Annotated in this window: 13 protein-coding genes; 10 read left to right on the top strand and 3 right to left on the bottom strand. The window is 49.0% G+C overall.

Going from position 1 to position 13,743, the window contains the following annotated elements; genetic code table 11:
- The first annotated feature begins 334 nt into the window (after positions 1-334).
- From ACFRAM_RS13565 to ACFRAM_RS13550, 4 genes are all read left to right on the top strand, one after another.
- Positions 335-1,153 carry a sensor histidine kinase gene (locus ACFRAM_RS13565; RefSeq protein WP_379466289.1) on the top strand — a complete coding sequence of 273 codons (819 nt, stop codon included), beginning with the start codon at positions 335-337 and terminating at the stop codon, positions 1,151-1,153.
- On the top strand, positions 1,150-1,818 hold the full coding sequence (locus ACFRAM_RS13560; protein WP_175374482.1) for a response regulator: 669 nt from the start codon (positions 1,150-1,152) through the stop codon (positions 1,816-1,818). Before ACFRAM_RS13565 ends, ACFRAM_RS13560 begins: the two co-directional genes overlap by 4 nt.
- Before the next feature lie 29 nt (positions 1,819-1,847).
- Complete coding sequence (locus tag ACFRAM_RS13555; protein WP_379466288.1) at positions 1,848-2,468, top strand: YcnI family copper-binding membrane protein; 621 nt, start codon at positions 1,848-1,850, stop codon at positions 2,466-2,468.
- Positions 2,469-2,657: 189 nt separating this feature from the next.
- Positions 2,658-4,715, top strand: a complete 2,058-nt coding sequence (locus ACFRAM_RS13550; protein ID WP_379466287.1) for a methyl-accepting chemotaxis protein — start codon at positions 2,658-2,660, stop codon at positions 4,713-4,715.
- A 101-nt stretch (positions 4,716-4,816) separates the two neighbouring features.
- Here the strand turns inward: ACFRAM_RS13550 and ACFRAM_RS13545 are convergent, their stop codons facing one another.
- Positions 4,817-5,878 carry an endonuclease/exonuclease/phosphatase family protein gene (locus ACFRAM_RS13545; protein ID WP_379466286.1) on the bottom strand — a complete coding sequence of 354 codons (1,062 nt, stop codon included), beginning with the start codon at positions 5,876-5,878 and terminating at the stop codon, positions 4,817-4,819.
- Between the two features lie 65 nt (positions 5,879-5,943).
- Positions 5,944-6,684 carry an SDR family NAD(P)-dependent oxidoreductase gene (locus tag ACFRAM_RS13540; RefSeq protein WP_379466285.1) on the bottom strand — a complete coding sequence of 247 codons (741 nt, stop codon included), beginning with the start codon at positions 6,682-6,684 and terminating at the stop codon, positions 5,944-5,946.
- A 134-nt stretch (positions 6,685-6,818) separates the two neighbouring features.
- Between ACFRAM_RS13540 and ACFRAM_RS13535 the strand changes: the two genes are divergently transcribed.
- From ACFRAM_RS13535 to ACFRAM_RS13515, 5 genes are all read left to right on the top strand, one after another.
- Complete coding sequence (locus ACFRAM_RS13535; RefSeq protein ID WP_379466284.1) at positions 6,819-7,715, top strand: LysR family transcriptional regulator; 897 nt, start codon at positions 6,819-6,821, stop codon at positions 7,713-7,715.
- A 75-nt stretch (positions 7,716-7,790) separates the two neighbouring features.
- Entirely contained in the window at positions 7,791-8,117 is a 327-nt protein-coding gene (locus ACFRAM_RS13530) for a hypothetical protein (protein WP_379466283.1), read from the top strand.
- Positions 8,118-8,166: 49 nt separating this feature from the next.
- Positions 8,167-8,781, top strand: coding sequence for a hypothetical protein (locus ACFRAM_RS13525; protein ID WP_379466282.1), 615 nt, complete (start codon positions 8,167-8,169; stop codon positions 8,779-8,781).
- A gap of 83 nt (positions 8,782-8,864) precedes the next feature.
- Positions 8,865-11,060: an alpha-galactosidase gene (locus ACFRAM_RS13520; RefSeq protein WP_379466281.1), complete on the top strand. Its 2,196-nt coding sequence runs from the start codon at positions 8,865-8,867 to the stop codon at positions 11,058-11,060.
- Between the two features lie 296 nt (positions 11,061-11,356).
- Positions 11,357-11,917: a TetR/AcrR family transcriptional regulator gene (locus tag ACFRAM_RS13515; RefSeq protein ID WP_379466280.1), complete on the top strand. Its 561-nt coding sequence runs from the start codon at positions 11,357-11,359 to the stop codon at positions 11,915-11,917.
- Positions 11,918-12,131: 214 nt separating this feature from the next.
- Here the strand turns inward: ACFRAM_RS13515 and ACFRAM_RS13510 are convergent, their stop codons facing one another.
- Positions 12,132-12,749, bottom strand: a complete 618-nt coding sequence (locus tag ACFRAM_RS13510; protein ID WP_379466279.1) for a nitroreductase family protein — start codon at positions 12,747-12,749, stop codon at positions 12,132-12,134.
- A gap of 312 nt (positions 12,750-13,061) precedes the next feature.
- Between ACFRAM_RS13510 and ACFRAM_RS13505 the strand changes: the two genes are divergently transcribed.
- Positions 13,062-13,688: an SGNH/GDSL hydrolase family protein gene (locus tag ACFRAM_RS13505; RefSeq protein WP_379466278.1), complete on the top strand. Its 627-nt coding sequence runs from the start codon at positions 13,062-13,064 to the stop codon at positions 13,686-13,688.
- The last annotated feature ends 55 nt before the right edge of the window (positions 13,689-13,743 follow it).

The raw sequence follows: 13,743 nt of genomic DNA, 5'->3' as shown, positions 1-13,743 counted from the left end.
GAGAATTAGCTTACTTATAAAATGCTCCAATTATAAAGGCCCTCAGAGGTTGACTTCACACAGGCAGCAAAGCAGAGCGGAGGGTCGGGGGGATTCAGAAGAAACGATAGTGTTCGGTTTTAACAGCGATCGTAAGACCCCCCCCCCGAACCCGCAGCGGCCTCATCCGGCGCCAATAGCTGATTTAACTTCGATCCATTTTTAAATACTTAAAATTGTAACAATTATTGGGGCCGTATAGCCCTTTCGAGTCATGCTGACAACATCCTTGTGGTGCTATGGTAGATATTAAGGTTTTTGGGAGGGGACAGCCACGTATAAACGAATCAAGCTGATGATCTTGCTGCTTCCGACGCTCATGGTCGGGGTCTGGGAGATTGTTCGCCATCAATTTCTGATGGAATATATCTCTATGGATATGGGGAATTACTTGACACCAGTGCTTGTGTTTCTGCTAAGCATCGTGCTGCTTGTACCGCTGTTCTCGATCATGGAGCGGGGGCAGCAGGAGCTGGAGCAGGAGCGTGCGGTCAAGAACGCCATGGAGGCGCGGGAAAGATTGGCCAAGGAGCTGCATGACGGAATGGCGCAATCGCTGTTTCTGCTGTCGGTCAAAATCGACCGGTTGGAGAACAACCGTAAGAATGGTGAGGTCAGCGAGGACAATGTGCGTCAGATTACGAAGACGGTACATGAAGTGGACCGCTACGTCCGTCAGGCGATAGCCAATCTCAAAATTCCAGTATCAGACCAGGTTCCATTCTCGCTGGAGCAATCCGTCAAAGGCCAGCTGGAGCAAATTGCAGGCGAGGTAATGATCGACGTCTCTCTGGATTGGACGTTGCCGGATCTGGCGTTCACTGCCAAAGAAAAAGCCGAGCTGCTGTCATGCATCCGCGAAGCCATCATTAATGTACGGAAGCATACACGGGCAGCCAGGGTGTCGATCTCCGGCGAGGGCGACAAGGACCATTGGCGAGTGACGGTGATCGACGACGGCGAAGGTTTCCGGCATAACCCGTTTGAGGTGAGCGGTAGCTATGGTCTCCAGATTATGAAGGAACGTGCTGAAGGCATGGGCTGGGGACTGCGGGTAGATTCAGGAGACGAGGGAACCGTGGTGGAGATTACCAAAGGGGGCGTTCCGGTATGAAGCGATTCCGGGTTCTGATCGTAGATGACCATGCTCATGCGCGTGAAGCGATGAGTGAGATTTTATCCATGGATGACAGCTTTGAAGTCATAGGGGTGGTGGCGAGCGGGGCGGAAGCCATAGCTTTTACAGAGCAGTGGATGCCTGACCTCATTCTAATTGATATTCAGATGCCGGAGATGGACGGGCTGGAGACTACCCGGCGCATTAAACAGGGATATCCTTATGTGAAAATCGTGATTGTCACCGTCTCGGATGAAATCTCCTATCTGTTCGAAGCCTTGAAGCAGGGCGCACAGGGATATTTGCTGAAAAATCTCGCTCCGTCAACTTGGATTCAATATTTGCACTCCATTATGCATGAAGAGGTCCCGCTCAGCCGGGAGCTGGCCGTGCAGATCCTTAAGGAGTTTGCTGTTCCCTCTGTGATAGAGGAGAGAGAGGCATTAACCGCACGGGAGAAGGAGATACTAGACTGTGTATCATCCGGTTCCACGAACAGGGAGATCGGTGTCATTCTGGGCATATCGGAGCATACGGTGAAGAACCACTTGAAGAATATTTTGCAAAAGCTTCAGCTGCAGAACCGGACCCAGTTGACCAGATACGCATTAGAGCAGGGACTGGCATCACGATCCTTGCAATTTCCCAAAGAAAAATTATAAATATCACACGATTTAGAAGAGAGGCTACTATGAAAAATCTTTATCGCAAACTAATGACTTTGATCGCACCATCCGTCGCACTTGTACTGCTCTTCGCAGCTGTAGCGAGCGCGCATGTTACTGTTTCCCCATCCCAATCGGGCGTAGGCGCATGGGAAACTTACACCTTAAAGGTACCTGTGGAGAAGGATTCACCCACTGTGCAAATCGATCTGCGTATGCCGGCAGGCGTGGAATTTAAGCAATATGAGGCCACTCCAGGCTGGAAAGTAACCATTGATGGCAATAAAGTGAGCTGGATCGCTACAGGAGACGGTATTCAGTCTGGACAGTTCCAGCGCTTCACGTTTACCGCTAAAAATCCGGATCAGGCTGGAAAAGTAGTCTGGGATGCTTATCAGCATTATGCAGATGGGTCCCTTGTACAATGGTCCGGTGAAGAAGGCAGCGAGAGCCCACATTCTATTACGGAAATCTCCGGTACTGCTGCGGCAGGCGGCCATTCCCACGGTATGGACATGGATATGGGAGAGGGTACGGATACAGCTACATCGTCTTCTACTTCTCCAGTTGGTTATATTGCGCTAATCGCTTCTATTTTGGCCTTGATCCTGGCAGTCATTGGACTGTTTAGACGCCGCCAAGCATAAGCATACGCTTTTCGATAACAATCTTTGTATATCCTATAAACCCTGATGCCCGAGCTGGCGTCAGGGTTTATTTTAATTTTATTTATTAAATAAAAACTCCTCTTAAATTAAGATCAATTTCTTCCGATAAAAATGAGAGAAATAGCATAAAAATGTATGCATAATTGAACAAGAGGGAGTTTAACCAAAGTGAACCAGTTAAAAAAAGGGGTCTTCACCATCAGAAACATGTCTCTTCGGATCAAACTTCCTGCACTGATCACCGGGTTGGTCATCATCGCCATGTTCGCACTGTCGATGGCCGTGTACAGTTTGGGATCTAACTTACTGCTGAAGAAAAGCAAGGATGAAATTATTGCCAGCGCCGATCGCATCGGGGAAGGACTATGGACAGCTGCTCAATTGCAGAAGCAGGCTTCGTACCTAATCTCGACGGACAGTCTCTTAGGTGATCTTCTGAAACTCAGAGCATCGGGTACCTTGTCAGACAAGGAGTTTTTCTCTGACAAGAACACGCTATTGACTTCTGCCAATGAGAAATTGATCAAGATCCAGAAGGAAACTACGGGCAACCAGTCCTTGATTCTTTTGGATGCCAAAGGAATTATGGTCGCTGGGAACAACACGGAATTGATTGGCAGCAACTTATCAGAGCGGGAGTATTACCAGAAGGCCATTACAGGTGAGGCATTTATCAGTGATGCGATCAAGTCTAAGAGCTCGGGCCAGATCGTGATTGTCTTCTCCCAGCCGGTTAAGGGACCAGACGGGAAGGTGATTGGTGTCTATGCATCCACGGTTGCGTCCGATTTCTTCACGGAGAAGCTCGGCAAGATTCAAATCAACGGGGAAGGCCGGATTGAAATTGTTAGCCGCAGTGGTATAGAGCTATATAACTCCAAGGATGAGTCACTGGTCGGAACCAAGATCGAAGGTATTGAAGATCTGTTGAAAATCAAGCCTGAGGGCGATATCGCTACAGGTATAATTGATGACGATAATGGTGAATATGTCCGCTATAACAAAATTCCGGATTCGGATTGGATAGTAGCCGTTATCGACACGTATAAAGATATTAAGAAACCGATTGAATTGATGTTGAATCAGCTGATCATAGTAACGGCTTTTGCGATTCTACTGACTATAATTTGCGGACTTCTGATTTCCCGCGCGATCACGAAACCGATTTTCCAACTCACCAAGCTGTTCCGTCAGCTATCTTCCGGTGACTTGTCGGTAACGGCAACGGGGCGCTATGATAGTGAATTCAGAGAACTCGCGGACAGCTTCAACGAAATGGTTCGGCAGAACAAGGAATTGATCTCCAATATGAACATTTCGATAAATGTATTGAATGAAAGTACCGAGGATCTGGACAATGCCTCCAGACAGGCGGCACAATCTATTTCCGAGACGACTTCTACATCGACGGAAATTGCCAAGGCGATGGAATCGCAAGCCAATGATACCGAACTGATCGTGGATAAGTTTGTCAGCTTTGGTGACAAATTCGTCTCTATGAATGAAAAAGCTCAATCGGCTAAAGACCGGGCGGATGAAATCGTGGAAGTCTTCCATACCAGCAATCAGGTGGTAGAGGAGCTGGGCAAGATCAGTGAGAAGAATGGAACTGAAGTGCAAAAAATCTCGGTCATCACCCTGAAGCTGCAGGAAAGCTCTAATAACATCAGTAAAATTACCGGTGCGATCAATAATATCGCCAAACAGACCAATCTGCTTGCTTTGAATGCGTCCATCGAGGCTGCCAGAGCCGGAGAGTTCGGCCGAGGGTTCTCTGTCGTGGCTGCCGAGATTCGCAAGCTCGCGGAACAGAGTACCAGACAGGCAAGCGAAATTAACGAAATTATCGGACAGAACCTGGCGTTTGTAGCAGAGAATCATCAAAGTGTACAAGAAATTAAAGACATCACTGCCCTGCAAGATGATTATGTGGGTAGAACTAGAGAAGCTTTCCATACCGTGTATAAGAATGTACAAGATATCAATGCACAAATCATTGGAATGGCGGATGAAGTAACCCGTATGCAGCAGGATAAAGAAGAAATGCTGGAATCCTCGCAAAACCTGTCTGCTTCCGGTGAAGAAGTCTCTGCCTCTGTCCAGGAAGTGACAGCAACGATGCATGATCAGTCCGCGATGGTGCAGCAGCTTGCCGAAATGGTGGAGACCATTGACCTGCTGACCAAGGATCTGGCGAAGTCGTCAGCCAGGTTCAAGACGGAATAAGCAAGGGAAATGCAAGTGTGCCGTTCGGAAGAGAATTCCTGTCTAAGCGGGAACGCAAAAAAACAAAAGGACCCATTTGGGTCCTTTTGTCATACATGCACCTATTTCAGCACAAACTCCGCGGTCACCGGATTGTGGTCACTATTCGCAAAATTCAGCTCCTGGCCATGGACTGCCGTTACCTCTACGTTCGGTGAGACGAGAAAACCGTCAATGACGGCCCGGAAGTTCACGCCTTCGCTGTAAGAGACATCGAGGGTGCGGACAGAAGGGATTGCTGGATCAACCGCCCAATGAAAGCCTTCAGGAAGGAAGTCTGCTGGAAAAGGCTGAAGCCATGCCGGCCATCCCTGGGTGGTCTCGAACAGCTTTGAATCTGTGCCGGGCAAGGTATGATTCCAGTCCCCGCCGATGATAAGATAATTGCCGTGTTGGCTTTCTTTTTCGATATAAGCATTAAGATATTCCAACTGTTGCTTTCGGATGTGGCCACCCTTGTCATAAGCGGACAGATGAGCATTGAGCAGTACTAATTCTTTGCCATTGTCCACTGGGAACCTGCTCTCAATGAACGCACGATCCAGCTCAAATAGCTGATAAGGCCAGCTTTCTTTGCCAGGCAGATCATAACGGAGATGGCTGCTGGTTTTGGGCTTGGCCAAAGTTACTAACCCACTCTGTACGGAACCCATCGGATGAAGGACCGGAAGCGGAACCCACGGCGTTTTATAATTCAAAGCAAAGACATGGCTGTAATCCGGCATTTCTGAGGTAATATGGGAGACTTCGTCCACCTTGTAGCTTCTGGAAGACTTCACGTCCACTTCCTGCAGCAGGTAGATATCCGAAGTCGAAGTCTTCAGAAAAGACGTGATTTCTTCAAGATTATTCACCGTTTGGGTCTTACTGCTGGAGCGGGCCATGCTGCCGCCGTCCATAAAGAAATCCTGACCTGCGTCCAGTCCGGCGTAACCGATATTAAAGGTGGTTACCTGTAAAGGCTGCCCTTGCTGTAGCACAGCTCCATTGTTGTTGTAGACGGTGAGCGGTGTAACTTCGGCGGGCTTGTAATCGGTTACCGTAACATAGACCAGAAAACAGCCAAGCGCCAACACGAGGGCAAGGCAGAGCCCTCCTATGATTTTGAATATACTGATCCCCATTTCATCTCTCCCTTTACCTTTGAATGTAACATATAGGGAGTAGTGGGGGCTAGATGATTCTATATTTACAAGGTTTGGCCGCTGTCGACGGTGATGATCTGTCCGGTCATCGCTTCCTGCTCCAGAGCGGCGCAGATCAAGGTGGCTATATCCCCGGGTTCCGCGATACGCTGCAGGAGAAGGTTGGGAGCTAGCTTCTGCATTTGGTCTTCCCGTCCATTCCACCACCTTGTTGCGACAGCTCCCGGCACGACGCAGTTGACACGAATATGAGGGGAAAGGGCTCGGGCCAGAGACTTGGTCAGCCCATGTACGGCCGCTTTAGATACGGCATAAGGCAGAGAGGACCCCAGGCCGGTCTCACCGGCGATGCTGCCGAGATTGACGATGGCGCCCTGGCCGTTTTTCACCATATAAGTGGCCACTGCTCTGGCACAGAAGAACATGCTTTTGACATTGGTGTCGTAGAGTTCGTCCCATACCTCCTCGGTAGCGGCTTCCAGATCAGTAAATAGAATATGCCTAGTGATCCCGGCGTTATTGACGAGAAGATCAACGGTCCCGAACCGCTCCACGACATCTGCTACCATACCCCGTACTTCCTGATCACTCGCGACGTTGGCCTGTATGGCATAAGCTTGACCGCCCTGGCCGGTAATCAATTGAACAGTCTCCTCGGCTTCAGCCTTGGAGCGGCTATAATTGACGGCAATCTTTGCGCCGCGTCGTGCCAGTTCCAGACAGGTGGCCCTGCCGATCCCCGTTCCGCCTCCGGTTACAATAGCTATTTTATTTGTTAATTCCATGTTGGGTTCTCTCCTTGTTATTGTTGTAGATACATATGATTTTATAACTGAGATGAGATTATGTATAATTGAATAATATGAATAGTTCGTTCATTTTTATTGAATTTATTACAGTGGAATAGCGAGGGAGCCTGATGGATCTTAAAGCGTACAAAACCTTTCAGAAGATTGTCAGCACCGGGAGCTTCAATCGTGCAGCCGAGGAGCTGAATTATGCCCAATCGACGGTCACCATGCAAATACAGAAGCTGGAGGCGGAGCTGGGTGTACAGCTGCTTGAACGCGGCAAACAGATTGTACTGACCGAGGCGGGGCGGCTATTCCATGAACAAGGACGGCAGATTCTTAAGGATATAGAGCGGCTGGAAAGCGACTTGGCAGAACTGCATACCGGCGATGCCGGGAGCGTACGGATAGGCGTCACAGACCCGACAGCTACCTATCGGCTGCCGGGTCTGCTGAAGACTTTTCTTAACCGCTACCCCAGGGTGGAGGTAGAGGTGGAAATCGCCGGAACACAGGTGCTGAGTGAGCGACTGCTGCGAGGGGAGCTGGATTGGGCGTTGTGTTCTGCCCCGGAGCTGGGCACCGGACTTTATTTTGAGCCGCTGTTCACAGAGCGATTCTTACTGCTCCTGCCGGAGGGGCATCCTTTGGCTGCCAGTCCGCGCATTACCCCGGAAGACCTCCGGGAACACCGTATTCTGATTACTGCAACCCATTGCCCTTACCGTAAAAAGCTGGAGAGTGTCCTGCAGGAATCCGGAGGCTCCCCACTGCATACGATGGTCATCGGCAGCATGGTCGCGCTTAAAGATTATGTTGCTGCTGGTCTTGGCATCGCTCTCGTGCCGGCGGTAATGCTCAATCCGGTGCCGCCTGGCACGGTGTCCCGGCAACTTGCAGGAACCCCCATCGATATGAGCTGCGGAATTCTGTGTAAGACCGCAGAATATCCATTGATACGGTCCAGCGCCAAGCTATACCATTTTTTACGTCAAGAGCTGATGGAGCAGCCTGCATCTTCTTGATTGGTGGAAGATTGCAGCTGGTTTTTATTTACATATAGTTCCCGATGCTCTATTGTTCAGATAGGAGGGATGAATATGAACGAGTTTGATCGGCCTTACACGGGAAGAAGCACTAAAAGAGGCGGGGCGGGAAGATTTTTTTTATTCCTTATTGTGTTGTTAGTTGCTTTGTTGGCTACGAATCCTGGTAAAGAGGATTTTGTGGATTATGCCATCAAAAATATAAGCGAAGAGAGCGGCGGCAAACTGGGAGCGGGAATCGCCAATATGATCGGCAAGCCTGTGCTTAACTCGGTCACAGAACGGGAGAACTACATTTTGTTCTCTATTTTCAAGCTACCTGTCTTGGATGGCTCTAATAACTATTTGGGGATATTCAAATTAATCTTCATTAAGCTGTAACGATGCCCCTGAATATTATTAAGGAAAACGAAGAGGGGGAGCAAGAGGGATGAAGCTATTTCAACTGAAGTCAGGAGAAGTAGGGCTGCTGAAGGCCTTTTTGGAAGATCATTATGTATGCATCGGTTATTCGGGTCTTGGTGATCTGGAGGGGATCGGCCGGGATGAGCTGGATGGAAGACTAGAGCAGGCATACGGATATCAGGGGCAGGAGCTGGCGGGGCATGCTGAGGTCGTCAACCTATTTGTCCATTCGATGCAGGATGGAGATTATCTGCTTCTTGCGGACGGAGACTGGGTACATCTTGGCGATCTTGGCGACTACTTTTATGATGAACGATTTGATATAGAGGGAGATGGCAGATGCCACCGGCGCGGGGTAACCTGGCTGACCAGTATTCCATACGCAGCTTTGAATTCTGTTGTAAAAGCTCTGCTTGCTGAAGAGGCAGCAGTCTCGATGTTCCAGGAACCGATTGCCGCAGCGCGTCTGGATCTTTGGATCAGGGACACAGAGACGTCCGGCAATCTCCTGAATATAGGCGTTCGTGTGGATGAAGAGACAGTGGCTGAAGCGCTTGATATTCTGAAAAAAGCATTGAAAAGTCCTGATGCGGAGCGGCGTGAACGGGCAGCCATTGCAATATTACAATATGCCAAGTGAAATATTACTATATCGTAAATGAAGCGATTTCATAATATAATGGAGGTTGATTGATTACTAGCGCAACATCTACGGAGGGTATAATGGGAATTCAATATCTTGCAGAAGAACGTATTTTTCATCTACAGAGTAAAGAAACCAGCTATGTCATTCAACTTCTCCACACCGGAATCCCGGCGCATGTGTATTGGGGCCGCAAGATTCGTTCCGGTGCATTGTCATCTATTCTGAAGCGCACTGAGCGTTGTTCTTTCTCACCAAGTCCGTTCCCGGACGATATGACGCTTTCATATGATACGCTTGCTCAGGAATATCCGTCATACGGAGTGGGCGATTTCCGCAATCCGGCCTATCAGATTCAGGCGGAGAATGGAACTACTGCTTCTGAAGCTCTATATGATAAACACCGTATTTATAAAGGGAAGCCTGCCCTGGAAGGACTCCCGGCTACGTATACAGAACATGAAGATGAAGCTGAGACCTTGGAGCTTGAATTGGTAGACGCCGTTGCAGGACTCCGCATTATTTTATCCTACACAGTATTTGAGGAATTGAACGCGGTTACTCGTTCTGTTCGTTTTGTGAATGAAGGACAAGCATCCCTCAAGCTGCTACGCGGATATAGTATGAGCGTAGATTTCCGTTCTTCGGATTACGAACTGCTGCATTTGTCCGGAACATGGACACGTGAGCGGTATATAGAGCGCAGAGCGCTTGCTTCCGGCATGCAGGGAGTAGAGAGCCGCAGAGGATCGAGCAGTCATAACCAAAATCCATTCGTAGCCTTGCTGTCCCATGGCGCAGATGAAGACCACGGTGAAGTGTACGGTGTCAGTCTGGTATACAGTGGCAGCTTCTCCGCACAGGTAGAAGTGGACTCTTACAAGACGGCCCGCTTGTCTATGGGGATTAATTCATTTGATTTCAACTGGTTGCTGGAAGCCGGACAGTCGTTCCAGACCCCGGAAGCCGTGCTGGTATTTTCTCCAGATGGCATCGGAGCGATGTCCAGAACCTATCATAAATTGTATCGTACCCGCTTGGCCCGCGGCATTTACCGTGATCGCACCCGTCCGGTGCTGGTTAACAACTGGGAAGCAACTTATTTCGACTTCAATGCAGAGAAGATCGAGAACATCGCGCGTGCTGGCGCTGAACTGGGAATCGAGTTGTTCGTATTGGATGACGGCTGGTTTGGACACCGTGATAATGACCGCAGCTCGCTCGGCGACTGGTTCGTTGACCGGAAGAAGCTGCCGGAAGGTCTCGGAGATCTGGCAGAGCGCGTGAATAAGCTGGACATGCAATTCGGCCTCTGGTTCGAGCCGGAGATGATCTCCCCGGACAGCGAACTGTACCGTGAGCATCCAGACTGGTGCCTGCATGTGCCGGATCGTCGCCGTACCCTGGGCCGTACCCAATTGGTGCTGGACTTCTCCCGTGCGGATGTTTGCCAGGCCATTGGCGACCAGATCGTGGAAGTGCTGCGCAGCGCACCGATCACCTATGTTAAATGGGACATGAACCGCAATATGACCGAGATTGGCTCGGCATTGCTGCCACCGGAAAGACAACGTGAGACGGCGCACCGTTATATGCTGGGTCTGTACGGAATGCTGGAGCGGATTACTGCTGAATTCCCGAATATCCTGTTCGAGAGCTGCTCCGGCGGTGGCGGACGTTTTGATCCAGGGATGCTGTATTACATGCCGCAAACCTGGACAAGCGACAATACAGATGCCGTCAGCAGACTCAAAATCCAGTACGGAACTAGCATCGTCTACCCGATTAGCTCCATGGGCAGCCACGTCTCTGCGGTTCCGAACCATCAGGTGCACCGCTCTACTTCCCTGGAAATGCGCGGGCATATCGCGATGTCCGGAAACTTCGGGTATGAGCTGGATCTGACCCAGTTTACTGAAGAAGAGAAGGCTGCTGTGAAGGAACAAGTGGCGCTCTACAAAGAGCTGCGTTCCCTGGTTCAGTTCGGCGAGCAGTACAGATTGCTGAGTCCTTTCGAAGGCAATGAGACCGCCTGGATGATTGCTGCTGAGGACAAATCCGAAGCTGTAGTGGTGTATGCGCGTGTACTTGCCGAGCCGAATGATCCGCTTCATTATCTGCGCCTGAAGGGACTTGATCCTGAGGCTGATTATGAGTGGGTTGAAGGCGGAGGCGTATATGGCGGGGATCTGCTTATGTATGCCGGATTGCCACTGCCTGATCTTCAAGGAGACTTCCAAAGCGTGCTCTGGCGTTTTAAAAAAGTCCAAGGGTAATTTGATATAGCCAAACTTTATGTGAGGCCCCAAAAAGATGACTTCCGATATTTCGGAAGTCATCTTTTTATATCTGCCGGCCCTTCCCCCGTACGGTTTCCACTTGAAGATATAGGGTCTTACCCTGCTGGCGTCAGTTCAAATTAAGCTAATTCAGAATAATTAAAGTATAAATGGGCTAAAGCTGTTATTATTTTTATAAACCTTAAAGTTGTACCAGAACATTGGGCTTTAACAGCGCTCGTAAGAACTCTTCGAACCTGTAGTGGTGCAAGAAATAGAAAGGATGTTTGGGATTGGGGAAAAGAGAAGATATCACCGATGCCACGCTGGATTTGATTGATGAGCTTGGATTGCAGTCGGTTACCATTGCTCAGATCTTGAAAAAAGCGAAGGTTGGCTCGGGCACGCTATTTAATTATTTTCGAACCAAGGACGAGCTCGTTCACGAAGTATACAGGCTGGCAAGAAATAAGATGGGCTATAGTCTGCTGGAGGGCTATGACTCCACTGCCAGTCTGTATGAGCGGTTTACCAGTCTTCATCGGAATCGAATACGCTTTGGAATGAAATACCGCAAGGAATTTCTGTTCAGTGACAGCTATTCCTTTTCGCCATATATACCACCTGAACTACGTAATATGGATGAGTCGGGTGAGATCCAGGAGATCATGTCCGTCTTGTCCGAAGGGCAAAAACAAGGTCTGATCCGGGATATGGATGCCAAGTTGTGTCATCAGATTACCTATGGAATTGTAGCTTCGGTATTAAAGGGCTACTATATTCAAAAATACGATCTGGATGAAAAGAGGGAGAAGGAGACGCTGGAAGCCTGCTGGAAAGCGATTAAGCTGTAACCCGGCGTCTGAAGTCAATAAAACCCGCAGAACAGAGGACTTGGTAAGAGCCTCTCCGTCTGCGGGTCTTTTTTAATTACTACAGCTATATAGCTGAACTTAAGAATTAGGCAAGCTGACTGGAGAATGCCCTATAAAAATAAGGATATCATCAATCAGCAAGGTGCTATTCTTAAGTTCACTTTATATAATCACGTTACCTCAAGCTATCGGCTCAATAAAATTCAACAAACTCATTGACTGGCTTACGGTAGCCGCGGGGTCTGATCTTGTGCTGGTTGTCCTTACCGATAGTAATAAGCATCACTGGAACGAGGTTGTCCGGCAGATTCAGGACTTGTGCCACCGCGGCCGGATCGAATCCGATCATTGGGCAGGTATCCCAACCCTTGTCTTTGGCAATCAACATGAACTGCATGGCGGATAGGGAGGCATTACGGATTGCTTCGTCGCGCTGGAATGCGTCGTTACCGATGTAAGCTCCGTTAATGGACTCAATTTGCTCATTATATTCCTCTTCTGACATCGCACCGAGAAGCTTAAGACCGCCATAGATTTCCGGAGCCTGGAGATACGCGTGTTTATCACCGAGCACGACGATGACGGCGGATGCCGTATGGGTCTTGTACTGACCGTAGGCTGCCTCGCGAATCTCTTCTTTTATCTTTTCGCTGGCAACGACTTTGTAGTGGGTGTGTTGCAGGTTATAAGCAGATGGGGCTAGGCGGGCTAGAGAGAACATTTCCTCCAGCTCATGCTGGGGAATCTTGATGCCTTCCACAAAATTGTTAGCCGATCTGCGGGATTGAACCAAATCTGTAAATGTACTCATATTGAACGCCTCCAAAAATATATGTAGTGGTTAATAATCAACAGCTAGTTTTAAATAATGAACTTACTATTAGTTACTCACTTAAAGTATCACACCTTTTATTGTTCGTCAATGATGAAATATACTTTTTTTTCTTGAAAAATAGATCTATATAGAATGAACTAAAAACTTAACATAAGGCTCACTATGAAAGCGTATGACATTTTTGACAAGGGTCTGCTATAATAGACTTCGTTAGAGGTGATCGGCTGGCAGAAACGGACGGGTTCGGTCACGCTACGCTACAGATACAGTCAGAGGAGGATTCTATTCATGGCTTTTAAGAAAAATGACGTCATCCTGTTCCAGGGCGACAGTATTACAGATGCAGGACGCAATTATGAAGACGCTTTATCGCTTGGCACCGGCTATCCTTTGTTGATCGCTAGTCGGCTTGGACATCTCTATCCAGAGAAGAACCTTACCTTCCTTAACCGGGGCATCAGCGGCCATCGTGCCGTGGATTTGCAGGGACGTTGGGACAAGGATTGTCTCGATCTGAAACCAACCTGGGTGTCCATTTATATCGGGATTAATGACACTTGGCGTCGCTATGATTCCAATGATGCAACCTCGGCGGAGAAGTTCGAAGCTTCCTATCGTGATTTGATTGAACGCACGAAGAAGACGCTTGATGCGAAGCTTGTGCTGGTTGAGCCGTTTGTACTGCCTGTGCCGGAAGACCGGAAGGGCTGGCGCGAGGACCTGGACCCTAAAATTCATGTGGTGCGTGAGCTTGCCCGTGAATATGGAGCGCTGCTGGTGCCGCTTGATGGCCTGTTTGCTGCGGCATCCGCCACTGCTGAACCTGCATACTGGGCGCCGGATGGCGTTCACCCGTCTTCCGCGGGTCATGGACTGATTGCCGATGCCTGGTTGAAGACAGTTGGCGCGGAATAATTACTGACCAGGCGTTTTGTTGCATCCGAACTACATATGAACTCATAAACGAAAG

Source organism: Paenibacillus sp. NPDC056722 (assembly GCF_042790635.1).
Taxonomy (GTDB): domain Bacteria; phylum Bacillota; class Bacilli; order Paenibacillales; family Paenibacillaceae; genus Paenibacillus_AQ; species Paenibacillus_AQ agri.
The sequence above is the reverse complement of the archived record's forward strand: the minus strand, read 5'-3'. Positions and strand labels throughout refer to the sequence as shown.

Excerpts from the sequence above, each read along its gene's own strand:
- ACFRAM_RS13565 (WP_379466289.1), top strand. The coding sequence starts at position 335 with ATGATCTTGCTGCTTCCGACGCTCATGGTCGGGGTCTGGGAGATTGTT.
- ACFRAM_RS13560 (WP_175374482.1), top strand. The coding sequence starts at position 1,150 with ATGAAGCGATTCCGGGTTCTGATCGTAGATGACCATGCTCATGCGCGT.
- ACFRAM_RS13555 (WP_379466288.1), top strand. The coding sequence starts at position 1,848 with ATGAAAAATCTTTATCGCAAACTAATGACTTTGATCGCACCATCCGTC.
- ACFRAM_RS13545 (WP_379466286.1), bottom strand. The coding sequence starts at position 5,878 with ATGGGGATCAGTATATTCAAAATCATAGGAGGGCTCTGCCTTGCCCTC.
- ACFRAM_RS13540 (WP_379466285.1), bottom strand. The coding sequence starts at position 6,684 with ATGGAATTAACAAATAAAATAGCTATTGTAACCGGAGGCGGAACGGGG.
- ACFRAM_RS13535 (WP_379466284.1), top strand. The coding sequence starts at position 6,819 with ATGGATCTTAAAGCGTACAAAACCTTTCAGAAGATTGTCAGCACCGGG.
- ACFRAM_RS13530 (WP_379466283.1), top strand. The coding sequence starts at position 7,791 with ATGAACGAGTTTGATCGGCCTTACACGGGAAGAAGCACTAAAAGAGGC.
- ACFRAM_RS13525 (WP_379466282.1), top strand. The coding sequence starts at position 8,167 with ATGAAGCTATTTCAACTGAAGTCAGGAGAAGTAGGGCTGCTGAAGGCC.
- ACFRAM_RS13520 (WP_379466281.1), top strand. The coding sequence starts at position 8,865 with ATGGGAATTCAATATCTTGCAGAAGAACGTATTTTTCATCTACAGAGT.
- ACFRAM_RS13510 (WP_379466279.1), bottom strand. The coding sequence starts at position 12,749 with ATGAGTACATTTACAGATTTGGTTCAATCCCGCAGATCGGCTAACAAT.
- ACFRAM_RS13505 (WP_379466278.1), top strand. The coding sequence starts at position 13,062 with ATGGCTTTTAAGAAAAATGACGTCATCCTGTTCCAGGGCGACAGTATT.